Source organism: Nostoc punctiforme PCC 73102 (genome assembly GCF_000020025.1).
Taxonomy (GTDB): Bacteria; Cyanobacteriota; Cyanobacteriia; order Cyanobacteriales; family Nostocaceae; genus Nostoc; species Nostoc punctiforme.
Genome location: NC_010628.1, coordinates 1874474 through 1893633 on the forward strand (window position 1 = coordinate 1874474; position 19160 = coordinate 1893633).

The 19160-nt window shown below is 41.9% G+C and carries 15 protein-coding genes and 1 pseudogene; 5 read left to right on the forward strand and 11 right to left on the reverse strand.

The features are described 5' to 3' along the window. Window positions 1-323: 323 nt before the first annotated feature. The 6 genes and pseudogenes from NPUN_RS07725 to NPUN_RS07755 form a co-directional block, all read right to left on the reverse strand. Window positions 324-563, reverse strand: a pseudogene (locus NPUN_RS07725) (DJ-1/PfpI family protein); the annotation flags it as partial. 208 nt (window positions 564-771) lie between these two features. Then, window positions 772-1224: a nitrate reductase associated protein gene (locus tag NPUN_RS07730; RefSeq protein ID WP_012408231.1), complete on the reverse strand. Its 453-nt coding sequence runs from the start codon at window positions 1222-1224 to the stop codon at window positions 772-774. Window positions 1225-1470: 246 nt separating this feature from the next. Further along, the gene (locus NPUN_RS07735; protein ID WP_012408232.1) at window positions 1471-1929 is read right to left on the reverse strand and encodes a phosphate-starvation-inducible PsiE family protein; all 459 of its coding nucleotides are present in this window, start codon (window positions 1927-1929) and stop codon (window positions 1471-1473) included. 285 nt (window positions 1930-2214) lie between these two features. Continuing rightward, window positions 2215-4497 (reverse strand): molybdopterin oxidoreductase family protein, encoded by a 2283-nt coding sequence (locus NPUN_RS07740; protein ID WP_012408233.1) that lies wholly within the window; start codon window positions 4495-4497, stop codon window positions 2215-2217. A gap of 242 nt (window positions 4498-4739) precedes the next feature. Then, entirely contained in the window at window positions 4740-6242 is a 1503-nt protein-coding gene (locus NPUN_RS07750) for a NarK family nitrate/nitrite MFS transporter (RefSeq protein WP_012408234.1), read from the reverse strand. Between the two features lie 173 nt (window positions 6243-6415). After that, window positions 6416-7999 carry a ferredoxin--nitrite reductase gene (locus tag NPUN_RS07755; protein ID WP_012408235.1) on the reverse strand — a complete coding sequence of 528 codons (1584 nt, stop codon included), beginning with the start codon at window positions 7997-7999 and terminating at the stop codon, window positions 6416-6418. Window positions 8000-8465: 466 nt separating this feature from the next. On the opposite strand from NPUN_RS07755, the gene NPUN_RS07760 reads away from it, so the two are divergent. Together NPUN_RS07760 and NPUN_RS07765 are read left to right on the forward strand one after the other, a co-directional pair. Then, window positions 8466-8876 (forward strand): QcrA and Rieske domain-containing protein, encoded by a 411-nt coding sequence (locus NPUN_RS07760; RefSeq protein ID WP_012408236.1) that lies wholly within the window; start codon window positions 8466-8468, stop codon window positions 8874-8876. Between the two features lie 17 nt (window positions 8877-8893). Then, entirely contained in the window at window positions 8894-10192 is a 1299-nt protein-coding gene (locus NPUN_RS07765) for a HEAT repeat domain-containing protein (RefSeq protein ID WP_012408237.1), read from the forward strand. Window positions 10193-10689: 497 nt separating this feature from the next. On the opposite strand, the gene NPUN_RS43030 is transcribed toward NPUN_RS07765, so the two are convergent. Together NPUN_RS43030 and NPUN_RS07775 are read right to left on the reverse strand one after the other, a co-directional pair. Next, entirely contained in the window at window positions 10690-11082 is a 393-nt protein-coding gene (locus NPUN_RS43030) for a hypothetical protein (protein WP_012408239.1), read from the reverse strand. Then, on the reverse strand, window positions 11060-11311 hold the full coding sequence (locus tag NPUN_RS07775) for a helix-turn-helix domain-containing protein (protein WP_012408240.1): 252 nt from the start codon (window positions 11309-11311) through the stop codon (window positions 11060-11062). Before NPUN_RS07775 ends, NPUN_RS43030 begins: the two co-directional genes overlap by 23 nt. 292 nt (window positions 11312-11603) lie before the next feature. Here NPUN_RS07775 and NPUN_RS07780 point away from each other — a divergent pair, with 292 nt between their 5' ends. Both NPUN_RS07780 and NPUN_RS07785 read left to right on the forward strand, forming a co-directional pair. Next, a complete protein-coding gene (locus NPUN_RS07780) occupies window positions 11604-12551 on the forward strand; it encodes a LysR family transcriptional regulator (RefSeq protein WP_012408241.1) in 948 nt (315 codons plus the stop codon). An 85-nt stretch (window positions 12552-12636) separates the two neighbouring features. Then, window positions 12637-13710 (forward strand): anthranilate phosphoribosyltransferase family protein, encoded by a 1074-nt coding sequence (locus NPUN_RS07785; protein WP_012408242.1) that lies wholly within the window; start codon window positions 12637-12639, stop codon window positions 13708-13710. A gap of 95 nt (window positions 13711-13805) precedes the next feature. Here NPUN_RS07785 and NPUN_RS07790 read toward each other — a convergent pair whose 3' ends face one another. Together NPUN_RS07790 and NPUN_RS07795 are read right to left on the reverse strand one after the other, a co-directional pair. Continuing rightward, entirely contained in the window at window positions 13806-15224 is a 1419-nt protein-coding gene (locus NPUN_RS07790; RefSeq protein ID WP_012408243.1) for an LCP family protein, read from the reverse strand. A gap of 286 nt (window positions 15225-15510) precedes the next feature. Continuing rightward, window positions 15511-15873, reverse strand: coding sequence for a hypothetical protein (locus NPUN_RS07795; RefSeq protein WP_012408244.1), 363 nt, complete (start codon window positions 15871-15873; stop codon window positions 15511-15513). Between the two features lie 235 nt (window positions 15874-16108). Here NPUN_RS07795 and NPUN_RS07800 point away from each other — a divergent pair, with 235 nt between their 5' ends. Beyond that, complete coding sequence (locus NPUN_RS07800; protein WP_012408245.1) at window positions 16109-17275, forward strand: AI-2E family transporter; 1167 nt, start codon at window positions 16109-16111, stop codon at window positions 17273-17275. A gap of 24 nt (window positions 17276-17299) precedes the next feature. Here the strand turns inward: NPUN_RS07800 and NPUN_RS07805 are convergent, their stop codons facing one another. Beyond that, a complete protein-coding gene (locus NPUN_RS07805; protein WP_012408246.1) occupies window positions 17300-18631 on the reverse strand; it encodes a serpin family protein in 1332 nt (443 codons plus the stop codon). Window positions 18632-19160: the final 529 nt, after the last annotated feature.

A 19160-nucleotide genomic window follows, 5' to 3' on the forward strand; every position in this document is an offset into this window, starting at 1 on the left:
AAATATATAATTTCTGGTGGTCTATTGCGAGCTGTATGATCTTCTTCCAAAGAGACAGGCTAGCGCTTTTCCTTCTCTACGAGAGGCTGCGCCCTAAGCGGAGCTATGCCGAAGGCTTTACGGAACGCTCTGCGAACGCAAAGCGTCTTGTAAAGAAGGGAGTTTCCCCATGAGTAACTGGCGTTAGCACGGTAGCGAGTACTCGAACGTTTGTAGGAGCGTCACCTGAAAGGTCAGCTGTTTTTGCCACAGTTTATTTGAAGCAGGGAGTAGGTAAAGAAACTACCCTGAATATCCCCCCAAAAGATTTTCGGTGTGTTGGCTCAAATAACTGTAGCCAGTTCTGGGTGTTCAATCTTGGTTCCAAGTACTATCAGGAATTCTGCCAGCCAACGGGGGTGAGCAGGCCAAGCCGGTGCTGTCACCAAATTACCATCAACTATTGCCTCATCAACAGGGATATCAACATAAACCCCTCCAGCACTCTTGACATCTGGACTACAAGTAGGGTAGCCAGTGCATCTCTTCCCTTGCAGTACATCAGCAGTTGCTAATAACTGTAAGCACCTCCACCTATTAGTTAATAGTCAATAGTCTAGAATCAATATTTATCAATTGTTTATAAAATAAATATTAATTTAGAGTTGAGTCTATTAGGCATGAGCAGATGCACGAATTTTTGACACATTACAGCAATAATTCTGCGGTAATGTATCATTTCATGGTGGCAAGTTAACAAAGTGTAATGTACCGAACACATTTGTTCTGTAATTAAAGCAGATTAAATTCTGCGATCGCTATTGGAAAGTTTTTGCTTTCATGTCCTGGGCGGCTGAGTTTAATTAAGGCAAAACGCTGTAAGGGTGTTAAAGCTGCCCAATGTTGCGGTGTCAGATTTACACCTATTTCTTGAGCTTTTTCCTGGAGGCTAGGTGGTACAGTGCTAGAGTCTAGCCATGCAGGATGTGGCTCAATGGGTAATTTTGTAGCTGGTATACCTGTGCGTTCTAGAATTAATTGTTGAATATGTTCGCGGTAAGACTGAATTTCCGTTTCTGTTGTGCAAGGTAACTCGACTAAAGCTTGACGCTCGGCTGTAGTCATTTGATTCCAATCAGATAGTTTTAGCTTAATGCCACAAGTATCTAAATTGCAACGCACCTGCATGGGGATACAACGAAGGGAATCAACAAAGTCTGCTTCAAATTGAAAAAAATATGTCATAGTCAAGTATTAAAAATTTGATTATTCTAAATTAACGATTTTTAAACATCAATAATTTTATATTTAACTTACAGAAATAACTAATTAAAAACAAGAGTTAACTAGCGATCGCACACTAATAATCTTTACCAAATTCAGTTTTGGCTGTTCTTAATTATAAGTATACTTTGTTGCTTGTGGTAAATTCAGCCAAAACTATATTTATATACAAATAATACTCGAAAATATCTGAATTGATCTTTAATTTTAACGAGTGTTTCTGTCATTACTGAGACGAATTATCAAGTAACTAATTGATAAGGCGAGAATAGCTATTCCTAAACCAATTATATCAACACCTCCAACTTTTTCTAAATCAAGAATAATAATTTTTCTGGCTACGGCAATCAAAGAAGTGACAATAACTAATTCAACCTGAAAAACGTGCTTTCGCAAATAAGCTGTGATATTTTCTAAAATTTCTAAAGCAATTAAAATATTCAAAAATAGCCCAAATATTTTATATAAGGTTGTGTTAAACTTAGCATAAGGGGCTGTCAATAACTCTCTAAAAATAAAAACTGCTAAGTCTCCGATTGCAACCAAAATTACAACTACCATAAAAATAGATAGAACTTTAGAAACTAGCACCTCTATGTTTTCAATGATGTGCATGAAGTTTTCATCTTTGGTAGCTCCGAGAATTTGCCTCATTAACTTTTTCATTTGCTGCACCTGATTTTTAAATAAAATAAAATCCTATAGATAAATCTAGAGGATTAAAAAAAGATGATTTGTAAGTTTACTATCTGATTTTTATTCTTTCCCATAGCTTAACTTGGTGCTAGTAAAATCTCTGCTTACTAGAAATCTAGCCTCTTTATATATGGTAATTGCTATGAGTCAAGAGTAGAGAGCCATAAAAAATGATAATAACTATTGGTTATTTATTATTGACTAAATTACTTATTAGTGATTGTTAATTACCTCTTGAGAGATATACTTTGCACCTTAGCATTGTGATGACTGGAATTGATAATCTTTGACTGCAACTTCTACAGAAATTGGAATCAGCTGCACAGCACAGGCTTTTAATTCTGGTTGCAGCGAATCCGGGCAAGATTCTGGATGGGTGAGGGCGTTAGCTTCGGCATTATCTGCCCATAATGAACCCCAGTGCATAGGGACAAAAACTGTACCAGGTGCGATCGCTTTTGTCACTTTAGCAGGAAATTGAGCTTTACCCCGACGCGATCGCACTTGCACACACTGATTATCTAAAATACCTAACTTCGCCGCATCACGGGGATGAATTTCGATAAACGGTTCGGGGTGCATTTTGCAAATTTTTTCAATGCGACCGGTGCGTGTTTGGGTATGCCAATGTCCGTAAAGTCGCCCATTAGTTAGCACAAAAGGATAATCTGGGTCTGGTGGTTCTGCCAATCCCTTTGAGTAATATGCCCCAAATTGAGCGCGTCCATCAGGGGTATGAAAGCGTAAATCAGTGTAAAGCCGTTTTCCCATTCTGAGTGTATGGTACTTACGCTTCTTCTCGGCTTCTTTGTCAGAGAAAGTTTCTTCTTCTGGCTGAAAACTTAAGAGTCCTGTTTCAGTATCGATAAATACTGACTCTACTTTCTTGGCTGGGTAAGGCCATTGAGTTGGGCCTTGTGTCAATTGCTCATGACTGATACCTGTCATATCGCAGGGGCGATTTTGAGTTAATTGGACGAATTCAGCATAAACTTCAGCCGAGTTAGCAAAGGCGAACTCTTTTTCAAAACCTAATCTCCGTCCAACTTCAGCGAAAATTTCCCAATCTGCTTTAGCTTCTCTTGGTGGTTGGCGAAATGCTTGACACAGAGTTACCACCCGTTCGGAGTTTGTCATCACACCAGTTTTTTCACCCCACTGGGCTGCTGGTAGCAAAACGTGAGCATAGGCAGAGGTTTCTGTGGGATAATAAGCATCTTGGTAAATGGTAAAAGGCGATCGCAACAACGCCTTCTTAGTTCGCTCCAAATCTGGCATACTTACAGCCGGATTAGTAGCTGCAATCCACAATAACCCGACAGCATCACTTTCCAAGCCAGTAATCATATCCCAAGCAGTCAAACCGGGATTGGGTGAAATCTGTCCTGGTTTAAGTCCCCAAAACTCCTCAACTTCTGCGCGATGCTGAGGATTTTTCACAACCCGATAACCAGGTAATAAATGTGCCAAACCTCCGGCTTCGCGTCCTCCCATTGCATTCGGCTGACCAGTCAGGGAAAAAGGGCCAGCCCCAGGTTTGCCGATTTGTCCAGTCATCAGGTGCAGATTGATGATAGTTCTTACCTTGGCTGTCCCTTCTGATGATTGATTCACACCCATCGACCACAAAGAAAGTACCCGCCTAGATTCACCCCAATAACGGGCTGCTGTTTCTAAATCTTCAATACTGATTCCGCATTGACGAGCTACCACTTCCGGGGAATAGTGGCGAATCACTTCAGCATAAGCGGGAAAGTTGCTGGTGCAGTCGTCCATGAACATGGTATCGATGTAGTTCCAGCGCATCAATAAGTGAGCGATACCGTTCAACAAATCGATATCTGTACCCGGACGAATGGCTAAATGTAAGTCGGCGGCTTCTGCGGTTGGCGTGCGTCGGGGATCGACCACAATCATTTTGACTTTGCGGTTCTTTTTGTGATATTTCTCTAGTCGGTTAAAAACGATTGGATGACATTCGGCTGTATTAGTGCCTATTAAAAATGCACAGTCGGTTAACTCCAAGTCTTCATAACAGCAGGGCGGACCATCTGAGCCAAAACTTTGAATGTACCCAGCCACAGCACTAGACATACATAAACGGGAGTTGGCATCAAAATTATTAGTACCCAGACAGCCTTTCATAAGCTTCTGGGCTATGTAGTAGTCTTCGGTTTGAAACTGACCGGAACCATACATACATAACGCTTCTGGCCCTTGGGTGAAGCGGACTGTTTGAATACGCTGCGTGATGAGATTAAAAGCTTCATCCCAACTAACGCGCCGAAACTCTTGATCTAAAGAGTCTCGCACCATTGGGTAATGTAATCTATTTTTATCTAAAGATTCTGCGATCGTTGCGCCTTTGACACAAACCATTCCTTGACTAGATGGATGGGCTTTATCGCCCCGCACCCGCCAAGTCGGATTTCCTTGACCATCTCGATTAGTTGCTTTGCCAAGTTGGGCTGGGGGTGAAACTTCTAGTCCACAGCCAACACCACAGTAAGGACAAAGAGTTTTGGTAAATTCACTCATGGCAGTTGTACCATTTTGTTATTTTGATTGTGCAATCTCATCTTTTTAAACATCTTTACTCTGCGTCTCTGTGGTTAAATAAATTATTTTTAAACCGCAGAGGCGCAGAGGAGGACACTTCTGTGCGGGGGTTCCCCCCGTTGAAAAAAGTGTCCGTCAGCGCTGAGAAAAAACTTCATGAGTTGCACTCACAAGACAAGATGAAAATATCTCTTGTAATGCTCGATTTTCAAAGGATAAGTCTATTCTTCAGTTAAGAAAACAGAGCTTTTAGTTGCAGTTTCTGATGCTTCACCTTCGTAGGCTGGAGCAAAGGAACCTTTTGGTTCTTTGAGGAAGAAGGCACACATAAAAGCACAGATTAGTGCAGCTATACCCATTGTGCTAAATAGTGTGGGAGCGTCGGTTAAGCTAAAAATTGTTAGGTAAACTACGCCGCCAAAATTACCGTAAGCTCCGACATTGCCCGCAATTTGTCCAGTGGCTTCCTTTTTAATCATGGGTACGATGCTGTAGGTTGCACCGCAACCAGCTTGAGCAAAATAAGCGGCAAACATTGTAACTGCGATCGCTACTGGAATCGGCCAGTTACTATTAATAAAATGTGCCATCAAATAACTAACACCGATACCAACGCTGATAATGGTCATCGTCCACTTACGCGAACCAAATTTATCAGAAATTAAACCACCACTAGGACGAGAAACCAAATTTAAGAAGGGATAGGTGGCAGCAATCATCCCAGCGACAACATGCTCTAAACCAAAGGTTTTCTCAAAAAATGCCGGGAGCATAGAAACGGCTGCCAGTTCGCTGCCAAAGTTGGTTATGTAAGTGAATTCGAGTAAAGCTACTTGTCCAAATTGAAAGCGTTCAGATACAGGGTAAGTTTTCTTGCCAGTGAGAAGTTCTCGGTTTACCTGCCAAGCTTTATAACTTTGGTAAGCAAACAATCCTGCTAATACCAACCAAGTCAAATACATTTGACTCAGAGTTAGGAAGTGAATTTTCTTTTGTTCTAAGCGCCAAGCTAATAAACCCAAGGCGAAAATCAAACCAAAATTTGAGATCATCATCGCCCAGAAGCTTTTGATGCTAGTCACTTCTAGGGAACCATTCTTTTTAGGTTTCTTGTAGACTTTGCCTCTAGGCGTATCTTGGACAGTGTTGTAGTAAATTACGCCATAAATAGCAGTTATGATGCCTACAAGTGCGATCGCTAATCGCCAGTTAGAAGCACCACCAGAGAAAAAGCTAGTAGAAATTGCAAGTATCGGTAAGGCAAACTCTGCGCCAAAAGCTCCGAAGTTGCCCCAACCGCCATAAATGCCCTGAGCAATTCCCATCTCCTTTGGCTGGAACCATTCTGCCACCATGCGGATACCGACAACAAACCCAGACCCGACAATTCCCATCAGCAAACGACTGATGACTAATTGATTAAAGTCTTGCGCTAGGGCTGTTGCTAAACAAGGAACTACTGCAAACATCAGCAAGATTGAGTAGGTGATTCTAGGACCAAAACGATCTAGAAGCATCCCAATGATTAACCGGGCGGGAATTGTGAGAGCGAGGTTACAGATGCCCAAGGTTTTGATTTGCTCAGGGGCTAAATGTAGTTCTTTGCCAATGGTTGTAGCGAAGGGAGCAAAGTTAAACCAACAGACAAAGGTGAGAAAGAAAGCAAACCAAGTCTGATGTAAGATGCGGTAGCGATCGCTGAATGAAAATAATTTTTTAAGCATTCTAATTGAAGAGGTAAAGAAGTGCGGGAGATTGTAAAACTGTTGGGTTAGCTTGTTTATCGAACAAAGATCCCCCAACCCCCCCTTAAAAAGGGTGGCTATTTTCTTCCTTTACTCCCTTCTTAAAGGAGTCGCCACAGGTGGGGGGATCTTATTTTTGGAAATAGCAGTTACTAACCGCTAATTACTAAGGCTTCTTGCTTGAGTTTTGCCCCAAAGTTTTTGATTAGTAAGTCTTGCAATAATGGCTGCAAGTCTTCGCACGGTACGCCTTTGGTAACGCAAGTTCCTAAATGAGCGTCTTTGCCGACTTTACCGCCCATATATATATCAACACCTTCCAAGGTTTTGCCATTTTTACGAGTTTTGGTTCCCATCAAGCCGATGTCTGCAACTTGGGGCTGGCCGCAAGAGTTTGGGCAACCTGTCCAGTGAATTCGGACTGGATTGGTGAAGATTAAGTCTTCTTCTAAGGCTTTAATCATTTCCAGGGCGCGGTTTTTGGTTTCGATGAGAGCGAAGTTGCAAAATTGTGCGCCTGTGCAAGATACTAGCGATCGCGCCAGTAAACCTGGATTAATAGAAAATCTTTCTAGCAACGGTTCTGTGAAAAATGTTGCTAACCGTGAGTCAGAAATGTTGGGGATAACGATGTTTTGCTCAACGGTAAAGCGGATTTCACCACTGCCAAAAACTTCAGCTAGACGAGCGATTTCAAACATATCTTCGGCATACAGTCGCCCGACGGGAATATTTAAACCTGCGTAATTTAGCCCCGGTTGTTTTTGTTTATATACTCCGATGTGGTCGCGTTTTTCCCAGTCGATCTCGTCTTTTGCGGCTGCGGGTAATAACGATTTACCCAAACGAGTGTCTACTTCTGCTCGAAATTTTTCTAAACCCCATTCATCAATTAGCCACATCAAGCGGGATTTTTGCCGATTGGCACGCGGCCCGTGGTCACGAAAGACTTCTAAAACTGCTCTACATACAGCTACCACATCTTCTGGAGCCACCCAAGCATTTAGAGGAATCGCCGCCTCACAGCGTTTAGCTGAGAAAAAGCCACCTACGAGGATATTAAAGCCAAATATCGGTGGTTTAGAGAATTCTTGCCCATTCGCTTCCTTAAATGCGGGAACAAAAGCTAAATCATTAATTTCAGCGTGAACTGAATTGTCTCTTCCACCTGCGATCGCAATGTTAAATTTCCGTGGTAAGTTGCTAAACTCTGGGTTTCCTTCACCTTTGTTGGTGAGCATATCTTGAATCTGCTGTATCAACTCTCGTGTGTCGTACAACTCATCTGCATCCAACCCCGCCACCGGATCGCCTGTGATATTGCGGATGTTATCCATCCCTGATTGGATAGTGGTTAAACCAACTGCGTGAAATCTATTAAAGATATCTGGTAAATCTTCAATTCTGATTCCCCGTAATTGGATATTCTGTCTGGTGGTAATATCGGCGCACCCATCATCTCCGTAACGCTGCACCACTTGGGCTAAAACACTCATCTGACTGCTGGTGAGAATACCATTAGGCATCCGTAACCGCATCATAAACTTGCCTGGGGTAACAGGGCGAAAAAATACGCCCACCCACTTGAGCCGATGATCGCGATCTGTTTCGTCCATTGCTTCCCAGCCCAAGGCGGCAAATTTCTCTATCTCATCCCTGATGGCGAGTCCATCTTTTTGCGCCTTGAATTTCTCGAATTTATTGAGGCTGGTAGTCGTAGTTGTTGTGTCTGTCATGAGGCTGACTCTCGTGAGAATTTGTGCTGCTAATTGCCCGATATCAATCAACCCGTAGTTCCATTAGGTGGTGTATCTACGAGGGTTAGGGAATAAAAATTTAATATTTGATTACGGCTGATTATTGTTACTCAAAAGTATTCCAACGTGAAACTTCAAATCCTTGCTTAGTTAAGGAAAACTTGTCGCCATTTACATCTGTAAAATTTGTCAAGCAGGTTTAGATAATGTTCATGTAACAATTTCGATACTCATAACTTAAGACGAGATTTCTGTTAAAATCGTATAAATTGTTACGATTTTTTAGTAAAATTGCTGAAAATGGATGCATAATATGCATTTTTTGCATCAAGGTCGGCTAATGAGCCACTTAAAGCGCTTGATAAAGAGTGTTTGACATGATCTAAGCGGTTTTGGATTGCCATAGATTAATCCAAAATCCAAAATCCAAAATTGAGTGGCAATTATGAAACGTCGTGATTTTATTAATTGGGTAGGTTTGGGTTTGATAGCGAGTTCTCTACCTGTAGCGATCGCAGCTTGTTCTTCCCAAACACCTTCTGCATCTGGAGATTGGCAAACAGTAGGCACTTCGGCAGAATTAGATAAAACTGGTCAATTGTTGGCTAAAAACTCACCTGCTGGGCCTGTGTTGGTAGTCGGTACATCTAAAGCCGCAATGACAGCTGTTAACCCTACCTGTACTCACGCAGGTTGCACCGTAGCATGGAAAGCTGAGGCAAAAAAATTCGCTTGTCCCTGTCATGGCTCAGAATATGGGGTTGATGGTAAGGTGCTAAAAGGCCCAGCTACAGAAGCGCTTAAAACTTACGCCGCCAAAATTGAAGGTAATTCAGTTGTAGTCAAGCCAACTTAAACAATATAATTCAGGGTATGGTGAGTAATATCAACCAGCTTTTGGTGCAAGCCCAGACAGCATATAATGCAGCTGATTGGTCATCACTGATTCAATATTTACAACAATTAGTTTTAGGGTCAGACTCACAACATCCAGAGGTAGTTAAAAATCGAGAATATCTGCTAACATTAGCAATTTCAGTGTTAGAGATGGGAGATTTTCAACAACGCTGGGAAATCACCAAAGTTTTGACTCACTTGGGAAATATTGCTATTCCACCACTCATTGACATCTTAGAAGATGAAGATGCAGAGGAAGAATTACGCTGGTATGCAGCACGGACTTTGGGTGAATTTCAGCAGCCAGAAGCGATCGCACCCTTAGTTGAATTGTTGAAAACTGATGAGGATGAAGAACTCAAAGCGATCGCAGCCACAGCACTAGGACAAATGGGTACTGTTGCGATCGCTGCCCTATCTGAACTCCTGAAACAAGAAGATACAAGGCTTTTAGCAGTGCGATCGCTTTCCTGTATTCCCCAAACAGAAACCATCACACCACTGTTGAGTGTAGTGCAAGATTCACAAGCCACAATCCGCACTGCTGCAATTGAAGCCCTCAGCAGTTTTCATGACGAACGTATACCAACAGTTTTGTTAAACGCTTTGAATGATATTGCTGCTACAGTTAGGCGTGCAGCAGCCCTTGGTTTAGGTTTTCGCCCCGATTTGCGCGAAGCATTAGATTTGGTAACAAGACTGCAACCCAAGCTTTACGACTTTAACCTTGATGTTTGTTGTGCAGCCGCAGTTTCCCTTTCTCGGATGGGTTGTAATGACGCTGCAAAACATTTATTTGATTTGTTGATTTCACCCCAAACATCAACAAAGCTGCAATTAAAAACCATCCGCGCTTTAAGTTGGGTGGGTACACCATCTAGTTTGGAATATTTGCAAACAGCATTTAATCAAATCACTTCAGAGACACTTTGGCAAGAAATTGCCACCGTTTTGGGGCGAGTACAAAAGCCGCAAACTACACAAGCGGTAGAAATATTATTGCAAATACTGCGATTGCAGCATCCAGCCACAGAGATTGTCAACATCAAAAGTGCGATCGCTTTATCTTTAGGGCAGTTAGGCGAAATACAAGCTATTGAACCATTGATTTCACTGCTAGCTGATTCTAATGCATCGGTGAGACTGCACGCGATCGCTGCACTCAAAAATCTGGATAGTGAAGTTGCACATCAAAAATTGCAGCAATTAGCAAATAACACCGCACTCACACCAGATTTGCAACAAGGAATAGCGATCGCTTTGGCTGAGTGGTAAATTCTCTCAAAGATGATGGAGAGTTAGAGGGAGTGAACCCATATTTCTGTTAAATTTACCAGGCTGGTGAGAACACAAGGATCGCAATTGCTGAAATTTCCAAGATTAAATACAGCAGAAGTCAGGGAGTTGCTTGACGATATTTTATGAAGACTATAGTATTCGATAAGAGTATTGATTTGATCTTCCAAAGCAGAGATAACTGTCTTTACATATCGATCAAGTGTAAGACGAACTCTTTCAACTGTAATGCGAACTGCCTGTTGAGGAATAGTTCTAGCTCTGAAAAGTTGTTTCTGATTTTTGTACCAAACCAGTTCTGTTTTGCCTGCAATGCTTCCTTGTAGTCCTGCCCCTGAACTCCCAGTAATTTTATCTACTGTCCAAGCCCAAGAAAATATATTTGGGTCAAGAGGATTAAGTGGAAACTCGCAGTAAATATACTCATAACCTTTGATAGTTTTGAGTAATATGCTTTCATAACTATTTACAACGCCTTATGCTGCCTGACTCAAAATAATCTTCTCGTTCCAATGTTGGATAATGGCTGCTCCAAGCTCATTAGGCGAGGATTGCTCTGTTAAACCAGGAAAACCTAGCTGGATAGACTTCTTGATAATGTCTGCTCTCTGAATTACAAATAAAAATGAACTTCCGAAGTTGAAGCTATTCAGTTGGAGAGATTTGAGTGACCAACCTGTTTTAGTCACCAAGTCAACAGCATCATAGAGAAGCTTGCTTCGTTCCAAAGCGGGGTCTGATAGAGGAATATCTTTAACATAATGAAAAATTGCTTCCCATGTGTAATCTTCTATCGACCCTATGACTGGAGATGCAATAGTCGCAATAATGGCTTGCCTTAATCTTTCAATCTCGCTGTCCGTCAACACTCAGAGATTCCTCTACAGGTTGTAAAAATTCACTCATTGTCATACCCAAAGCCTTAGTGATATGGCTAAGAACTCTAACAGATGGACTTTTTAGCCCTCGCTCAAGCTGGCTGATATAAGTCCTGTGCAGACCTGTGACTTCTGCAAGATACTCCTGTGACCAACCTTTTTCTGTACGACGACGCTGTAGTTCTAGTCCTAAAATTTGGTCTAGTTTACTGGGCTGCATGAAGAAAAAGATTAGTATTTTGAATACAAAAGTTCTACAGACTAAAGTATTCAAAATTTTTGCTCAAAATAATGAATGTGATGAATTTAAAATTTCATATATTGAATAAGTCTTTTTTGGCGGAATTCACCAAAAAATTCTATGTAAAGCGGATAATTCCTGATGTGAGAGGTAAAACCTGATTTATACAAATGTAAATCACAGGAAAATTACTGTAACTAACTATACTAAATTGCGGAGAATAAACCGTTAACTTAGTGAAAGCTATAAATGTAATTCAGGCTACATAAAAATGCGCCTAGAGCAGTTGCAAGCCTTTCTAGCGATCGCACAAACCGGCAGCTTTCAACAAGCAGCGCGAACATCTGGTGTTACCCAATCGACGATTAGCCGCCAAATCCAGGCATTAGAAGCAGATTTGGGTGTAGAACTTTTTCATAGAACTACTCACGCCAAATTAACGCTGGGAGGTGAATGTTTACTACCCCGTGTCCGCAAAATTTGCCAAGAATGGGAGACAGCTACACAAGAATTAGCTGATTTAATCGCTGGAAAGCAACCAGAACTTTGCATTGCCGTGATTCACTCATTATGTGGATCTTACTTACCACCAGTGTTGCAAAAATTCTGTCATGCTTATCCAGATGTGCAATTGCGGGTGACTTCATTAGGAAGCGATCGCGCCCTGAAAGTCCTCAAAGATGGATTGGTAGATTTAGCAATTGTGATGAATAATCGCTTTTTAACCACTGCTAGGGAAATGGTGGTAGAAGTACTTTATGATGAACCAATAGAAGTTCTCACCGCAGCTAATCATCCCCTGGCACAATATGAATGTGTCCCTTGGTCGGAGCTAATTCTTTATCCCCAAGTGGTTTTTAAAGATGGTTATGGGATGCAGCGCTTAATACAAGATAGATTTGAGCGAATGGAAGCTACACTTCAGGCAGCTTTAGAGGTAAATACCCTAGATGCCTTTCGGGGAGTGGTGCGCCAAGGAGAATTAATCGCTTTGCTACCTCAATCAGCATTACTGGAAGCACGTCTTGACCCTACTTTAGCGGTTCGTTCCTTAGAGAACAATAATATTAGTGGTTTAACAGATGGTTCAAGTTTGACTCGGCGGGTAGTTATGGTAACAACTCAAGATCGACTACAAATTCCCCCCATTAAGTACTTTTGGCAACTCGTGCGGGAAAATATCCCATTACAAATTGACCAGCAGCGATCGGCTTCTTGAGTGTCATTAGTCATTGGTCATTAGTCATTTTCAGAAAGGACAATGGACAAATGACAGTAGACAAAGGACAAAGGACAAAGGACAAATGAGCAATGTATTTAGGGAATTACTGAAAAAAGTAGGTAGCGGAAACCACACAGGCGAAAACTTAACTCGCGTCGAAGCAGCCAGCGCCACTAAAATGATGCTGCTGGGTGAAGCTACACCAGCCCAAATCGGAGCGTTTTTGATTGCTCATCGAATCAAGCGTCCTACGGGGGAAGAGTTAGCGGGAATGTTGGATGCTTATGATGAACTGGGGCCAAAGCTACAACCATTCGACTCTGGACGACCAGCGATCGCTCTTGGCATTCCTTATGATGGCAGAACCCGTACAGCACCAATTAGTCCAGTAACAGCTTTACTACTCGCCGCAGTTGGACAACCAGTGATAATGCACGGAGGCGATCGCCTGCCAACAAAGTACGGCTTACCCTTGATCGATATTTGGCAAGGTTTAGGAGTCGATTGGACTAACCTACCACTGGCAAAAACCCAGCAAGTCTTTGAGCAAACGGGAATCGGCTTTATTTATCTGCCTCAGCATTTTCCCTTAACTAACAGTATTTGGGAGTACCGCGACCAACTTGGCAAACGTCCACCCTTGGCGACAATGGAGCTAATTTGGTGTCCTTATGTTGGGGATGCTCACGTCATTGCTGGATTTGTGCATCCGCCGACAGAAGGGATGTTTAAGATAGCTCTAGGGCTGCGGGAAGTAACGAAATTTACATTAGTCAAAGGATTGGAAGGTAGTTGCGACTTACCGCGCGATCGCACTGCAATTATCAGCTTATCTTCATCCTTAGCATCCCAAGAGGTAGAAAGATTGCACCTCGTACCCCGTGATTACGGCTTTACTACCAAGAACGTACCCCTTGGAACTACTGAAGAATTGGTGGCAGATATTCAGGATGTTTTAGCAGGTAAACCAGGTGAACTAATGCAAACAGCCTTGTGGAATGGTGGATTTTACTTATGGCGGAGTGGTATTTGTTCAGATATGCCAGAGGGTTTAGCTAAAGCAGAAGAATTGTTAACCAATGGTGCAGTAGCAGCTAAACTCCAGGAACTCAGCCAGTCAGTAAATTCCCTCTCAACAGCATTTATACCAGTGTAATTAATTACGAATTACGAACTTGTACTGTGCGTAGTCGTAAAGCCTGCAGCATAGCTACGCTTAGGGCGCAGCCTCTCGTAGAGAAGTATTACGAATTATTTACTCAGCGACTTCTCCAAAATAGATTTTTGTTGCAACCAATCTTGACCTACTTGAATACTGACATCCGAGCCAAGGTTGCCAGTACTTTCCACACGCACTTCGCCAAATCCCAAAGTTTCACGAATTGATTCGGCGCTGTCACCATCTCCTTGCTGGGCGACAATATGAGTTACCTCTAAAGGTTCACCCCATGCTTTAGCTATATAAATATTGCGATATCCAGATTTTTCCAAGGCTCTAATTAATGGTTGGAGATTAGAGCGATCGCCACCTGTACTATCTTGAATTGCTACACGTAAAGAACGTGGATTAGTCGCCTGCTGTTCCTGATCTGATTCCAAGCCAAAATGTTGAGCCATCAGTTTAGCAATACCATCTTTACTGGGCAACCAATAGCTAGCATCAAACTCATTTTTTTCGCTAAAGCGGCCTGGCAGCATTAACATTTGCATATTAGAGCGATTTGTCCGCACGCCAAAACCCATTAGCGCCACTAACTCTTCAACCGTCAAATTAGTATCGATGTGGTCTTTAACTACATCCAGAACTTTAGGTAATTGAGCAACAGTAGCTGGGTTGAGTGTTTGATCCATCAAGGCCCGAATGACCATTTGCTGGCGTTGAATCCGACCAATATCACCGAGTTCGTCATGGCGAAACCGCAGTAATTGCAATGCCTGCTCGCCGTTTAAATGCTGCTTACCCGCCTTCAAATTGATGTACAAATGTTGAGAATCATCTTGATACTTCATATTTTTGGGGACATAAACTGTTACGCCACCCAAAGCATCAATTAGCTTGGCAACTCCTAAAACGTTAATTCGGATATAGCGATCAATTCCTGCCCCACCCAAGAGATTACTGACGGTTCTGGCAGTCAAAGCTGGCCCACCTTCGACATTAGCAGAATTAATTTTTTTCACTCCATACCCCTCTATTTCTGTGCGGGTATCTCTGGGAATGGAGAGCATGATTATTTTTTTCGTCTCTGGATCAAATTTGAGTAAGAGCATTACATCCGAAAGACCATCAAAGGAGTTTACCTGGGGCAGGTATTTGAGGTTTTTGGTGTCTTGGGGAGGGTTTTGGACATCTGGGGGAAGTACGCTCATCCCCATAACTAAGAGATTCACAGGGCGAGTTAATTGTGAAAATCGCATCACACCCCCAGAAATGCGATCGCCATCAAAGGCCGCCTCCTCCTGTGGACTTAGCTGGGCTTGCTGCAAAGGTGTACTGGTTAAAGACACCGCCAAAAGTGCCCCTGCTGTTGCTGACACCATTGCAATCCCACTCATCCCTACCCAAAACCACAGCCAACGTCCAGATTTCGAGTTCTGAGGAATTTTTTTATTGGACTTTGAGGCTTTTCCCGACTGGTTTTCTTCCGCCGAACTTCTTTGAATGGTCACAGACTTCCTCACACTTACTCAATAATTAAATTTGGTAAATTTGCAGACTAAAAATATCCAAACAAATCAACCCATAATAGCTAACTCTTAATTATCAGTGCTAACTTTTTTAATGTAGTGTCAACCACAACACTTATAGCAGCATTTTTCCTGCTTTTGGGCCAACCTAGAGATGTTTTACTGAAGTATGGCAATAATAAACTGGATTTGACTAGATATATAGAGAAATCAACCATAATTTTTTAGGAAATAGGTAAAACTACTGAAAAATTTTCGTCCTAAAAAATTAAGATAAGTACTTACCAAACACTCGTTCTGCTAAAGTACTAAAGCCTGGTAAACGTCCAGATTTGCCCTGCATTAAGCGCAAAATCAACCAGATAGTCACTATAAAATAACCCGACGTGAGAAAACTATTCAGGATAAATAGACGTAGCGAAAAAAAATCTGAAGTTGTGGCTCCGGTACTTAATAATAAATATCCCAACAGCCAAGTAAGTGCCAAAGTGATAGACAGACGGCTAACAGCAAGTTGTTCCCGGCTGGCCTGTCCCCGATAGAGAGTCCACAAAGATGGAAAAAAGCCGATAATCGGAATCAAATATAAAAGCAACTGGGTTTTGGGGATTGGGCATGGGGCATTGGGCATCCCTTCGGCTTCTCCTAACGGAGACGCTGCGCGAACGCTCAGGGCAAGTGGGCATTGGGCATTATTATTCTCCACCTGCTCCCCTGCTCTCCACTCCCTGTCCTCTTTTGATTCAAAATTTTTCATTGGGGTTAGTATAACTCCTAAACTAGAAGGATGAATAAGACTCATATAGTTAGAGATAATAAGCTGTAAAGAAAGATTTAACTTAGTTCTATCCCGCAATTAGCTCAAAATGCAGACACGCAAGCTACTCGACTGGTGGCAAACATTCACACCAATAGCGCGAATCGGGGCGATCGCGTTATTCGTTCCACTGCTAGTTCTAAATGGTTGGGCACTTTCGGTATTTTTTAATTATTTCCATTCTCTCATAGTCATTTTAGTCGGAGCCTCAGTTTTAGCATTTCTGCTCAACTACCCCGTGAGTTGGATGGAACATCATGGTGCTAAACGAGAGCAAGTTGCTATCCTAGTATTTCTCTTGGCTTTATCGATTTTATTGGCGTTGGGTGTGACGCTTGTTCCGTTAGCCCTTACCCAAGCTCAACAACTGGTGGCTCGGTTGCCAGAGTTGATCGACTCTGGACGCTCTCAGCTAATGATATTAAACGAAAAAGCAGAAACTTTTGGCTTACCGATTAACCTCGATGCTCTGGTAGTACAAATCAACGATCGCGTCAAAGGACAATTACAAGCGATCGCTGGACAAGTTTTAAATCTGGCGGTAGTTACAGTCACTAGTCTGCTAGATATCCTCTTGACGATGGTTTTGACTTTCTACCTTTTACAGCATGGGAGTGAACTCTGGGAAAGTTTAGTAGAATGGCTACCCTCTAAATTTCGCGCTCCTTTCTCCCAAACAGTCCGCCTAAGCTTTCAAAATTTCTTCATCACCCAGTTGATTTTATCTACCTGTATGGCCTCAGCCCTCATTCCTACCTTTTTGTGGCTGAAAGTACCATTTGGACTGCTATTTGGGCTAACTATTGGTCTAATGGCTCTCGTCCCCTTTGGTGGTTCTGTGGGCATTGCTCTGACTACACTATTGGTAGCACTGCAAGATTTCTCAATGGGTGTGAGAGTTTTGATAGCAGCAGTAATCGTACAGCAAATTCTCGAAAACTTAATTGCCCCGCGAATTTTAGGCAGTTTTACGGGTTTAAATCCAGTTTGGATTTTAATTTCAGTTTTAACAGGGGCAAGAATTGGCGGACTTTTGGGTGTAATTGTGGCAGTACCCACCGCTGTTGTCATTAAAACTGCTTTAAGTGCCTTGCGTCTTGCTGGCGAGACAAACGATAGCGGCACGGGGGAGGTAACTGCACCCATTGCAGCAAACGAGTCCTCGAAAGCAAACGCTAACAACACTCTGAGTATTTCTGAAGCGACATTACCTTAAGAAGGCAGGAGGTTTCCTGCCTCCTCATTGTGGATCAATGATGGAACCCATAAACAAAACGTTTCCCGTCTGATTATCCCTAATGGCGCAGAAGAAGGGACGATCGACAATCATTCGGAATGGTTCTGGTTCATCTCTCAAAGATGTTGCTACTATTCCCACTGAAGTAGCCGCAGCCGCTTCAGTGCCTTCTTCGTTCACTTCCAAAAAAGTTTTATGCTTAACTTGGCTAATGGCAAAATTTTTACCCATGCCGGAAAAATTGGCTTTGTTGCTGAAAGCCTCTTCCATGCCTAAATTTTTCAAGGCATCATTGAGTGTAACTTCGTAATCTGTTTTGAAGCGAGGTAGGCGAATAAAGCCTTTTTGTTTGTTGAACTGAGTCATCCATTTTTCCCAGTTTTCAACATTCAAGTTCTGATAAAAAGCTTTGAGGTTAGAGCTTTGTTTGGGTAGAAAGATATAAAAACTGATTTTTCCATCTTTACCGTAAGGTAAACTAACCGCCTGAAATTCTTTGCTTTCATAGTATCTATAGTCACCTTCTTGTGACATCATTGGGTGTTGTTTTCGTCTGCTAGATGTAACGTAAAAAGGGTATTGAGCAGTTTGACTTTTGTCAAATTCGTTACTCCAATTACCTTTAAAATATATGGCGTTAATCAGAAACAACACTTGGTATGGTTCAATACTTTCAACTATTTTAGTGATTTTACCTTTGGTATTTTCTTTTACCCAGTTATTGATAATATTAGATGCGGCGGCATCTTTAAAGTTTAAATTGCTGACTTTAGCTTGATAGAAATCCTGGGTTCTCTTGAGAAAGTCTGGTGCAAAGCTAACATCTTGATTTGCCCAAAGCGAGTTAGCAATACTCAGTTGTACTTTCGCATCTGGATTTTCTAAAAGCTGCTTTAATACTGCCGCATAAGAAGAGTTGATTTCTGGTAGATTTATTCCCTGTAATTCTAGGGTTTTTGCCATTGCTTGTTGAGTTGAGCCGCTAGCGCCGTTGTAGGTCATAGCGAGAGCGATCGCTATACTCGAAGGTGAGATAAAAATATTATTCTCACCTTTATCATCTTTCAGAACTTCGGAAAATAGTTTAAAGCCAAACTTATTGCTAGACTCAACTATTCTTGTATCAGGGTTGAGTGTTTTTTTTTGCAATGGAGTTTCTGGTTGAGGTAAACTAGATTGGGCAAGGGCACTTTTGTTACTCTCAACTTGAGAACACCCTAATACACTGAATAGAACAACACTTGCAGCTGCCAAAGCATAACGTCTGCCTAGACTCACACCATAACGTCTTTGCAGAAAATTCTCTTTTGCATCACTAAACTTTTGCCGATTCATTCTGCTACCTCACTTGCCAAAGATTCCCGATCTGTGCTCATGGTTGACGCAGATACTGTGTCAATGATTAACTATTGCATTTGATCCAATAGAAAATTAGACTGTTACAGTTTTTGTAACAGCAAGTAAATAGCTTAGAGGAATTAAACACAACTCATTAAAGCTGCTAATTCTTACTTGAAGCGGCTATGCAGACGAATTATGAAAAATCTCAATTTTGAGGAACTTTTCTATTTATCAATAACAGTATTGTAGACTACCTAACATAAAATAACCACTTCTATTGGGTTTTTATAGATATAGGATTTACGCCAAACTACAGGAGTTAAGGGTAATTCATCAAATACCCCTAACAGAAAATTTTTCTTTTCGGCTATTGTTTTGCAAGTCCTGAGATAGAATAACATTCTTAGTTGCATAAAATACAGAACTTTCATAGGGACGCACGCCTATGCGCCCCGATAGGAGAGTGTTGTTCAAATAGATGAAAATGCTGTAAATTGACGTGAGTTCGACAAGTCTTATTTGA

Coding starts and splice junctions, on each gene's coding strand:
- NPUN_RS07735 (WP_012408232.1), bottom strand. CDS start 1,929: ATGAAAAAGTTAATGAGGCAAATTCTCGGAGCTACCAAAGATGAAAAC.
- NPUN_RS07795 (WP_012408244.1), bottom strand. CDS start 15,873: ATGCCCAATGCCCCATGCCCAATCCCCAAAACCCAGTTGCTTTTATAT.
- NPUN_RS07775 (WP_012408240.1), bottom strand. CDS start 11,311: ATGCAGCCCAGTAAACTAGACCAAATTTTAGGACTAGAACTACAGCGT.
- NPUN_RS07760 (WP_012408236.1), top strand. CDS start 8,466: ATGAAACGTCGTGATTTTATTAATTGGGTAGGTTTGGGTTTGATAGCG.
- NPUN_RS07750 (WP_012408234.1), bottom strand. CDS start 6,242: ATGCTTAAAAAATTATTTTCATTCAGCGATCGCTACCGCATCTTACAT.
- NPUN_RS07740 (WP_012408233.1), bottom strand. CDS start 4,497: ATGAGTGAATTTACCAAAACTCTTTGTCCTTACTGTGGTGTTGGCTGT.
- NPUN_RS07800 (WP_012408245.1), top strand. CDS start 16,109: ATGCAGACACGCAAGCTACTCGACTGGTGGCAAACATTCACACCAATA.
- NPUN_RS07780 (WP_012408241.1), top strand. CDS start 11,604: ATGCGCCTAGAGCAGTTGCAAGCCTTTCTAGCGATCGCACAAACCGGC.
- NPUN_RS07805 (WP_012408246.1), bottom strand. CDS start 18,631: ATGAATCGGCAAAAGTTTAGTGATGCAAAAGAGAATTTTCTGCAAAGA.
- NPUN_RS07730 (WP_012408231.1), bottom strand. CDS start 1,224: ATGACATATTTTTTTCAATTTGAAGCAGACTTTGTTGATTCCCTTCGT.
- NPUN_RS07755 (WP_012408235.1), bottom strand. CDS start 7,999: ATGACAGACACAACAACTACGACTACCAGCCTCAATAAATTCGAGAAA.
- NPUN_RS07765 (WP_012408237.1), top strand. CDS start 8,894: ATGGTGAGTAATATCAACCAGCTTTTGGTGCAAGCCCAGACAGCATAT.
- NPUN_RS07785 (WP_012408242.1), top strand. CDS start 12,637: ATGAGCAATGTATTTAGGGAATTACTGAAAAAAGTAGGTAGCGGAAAC.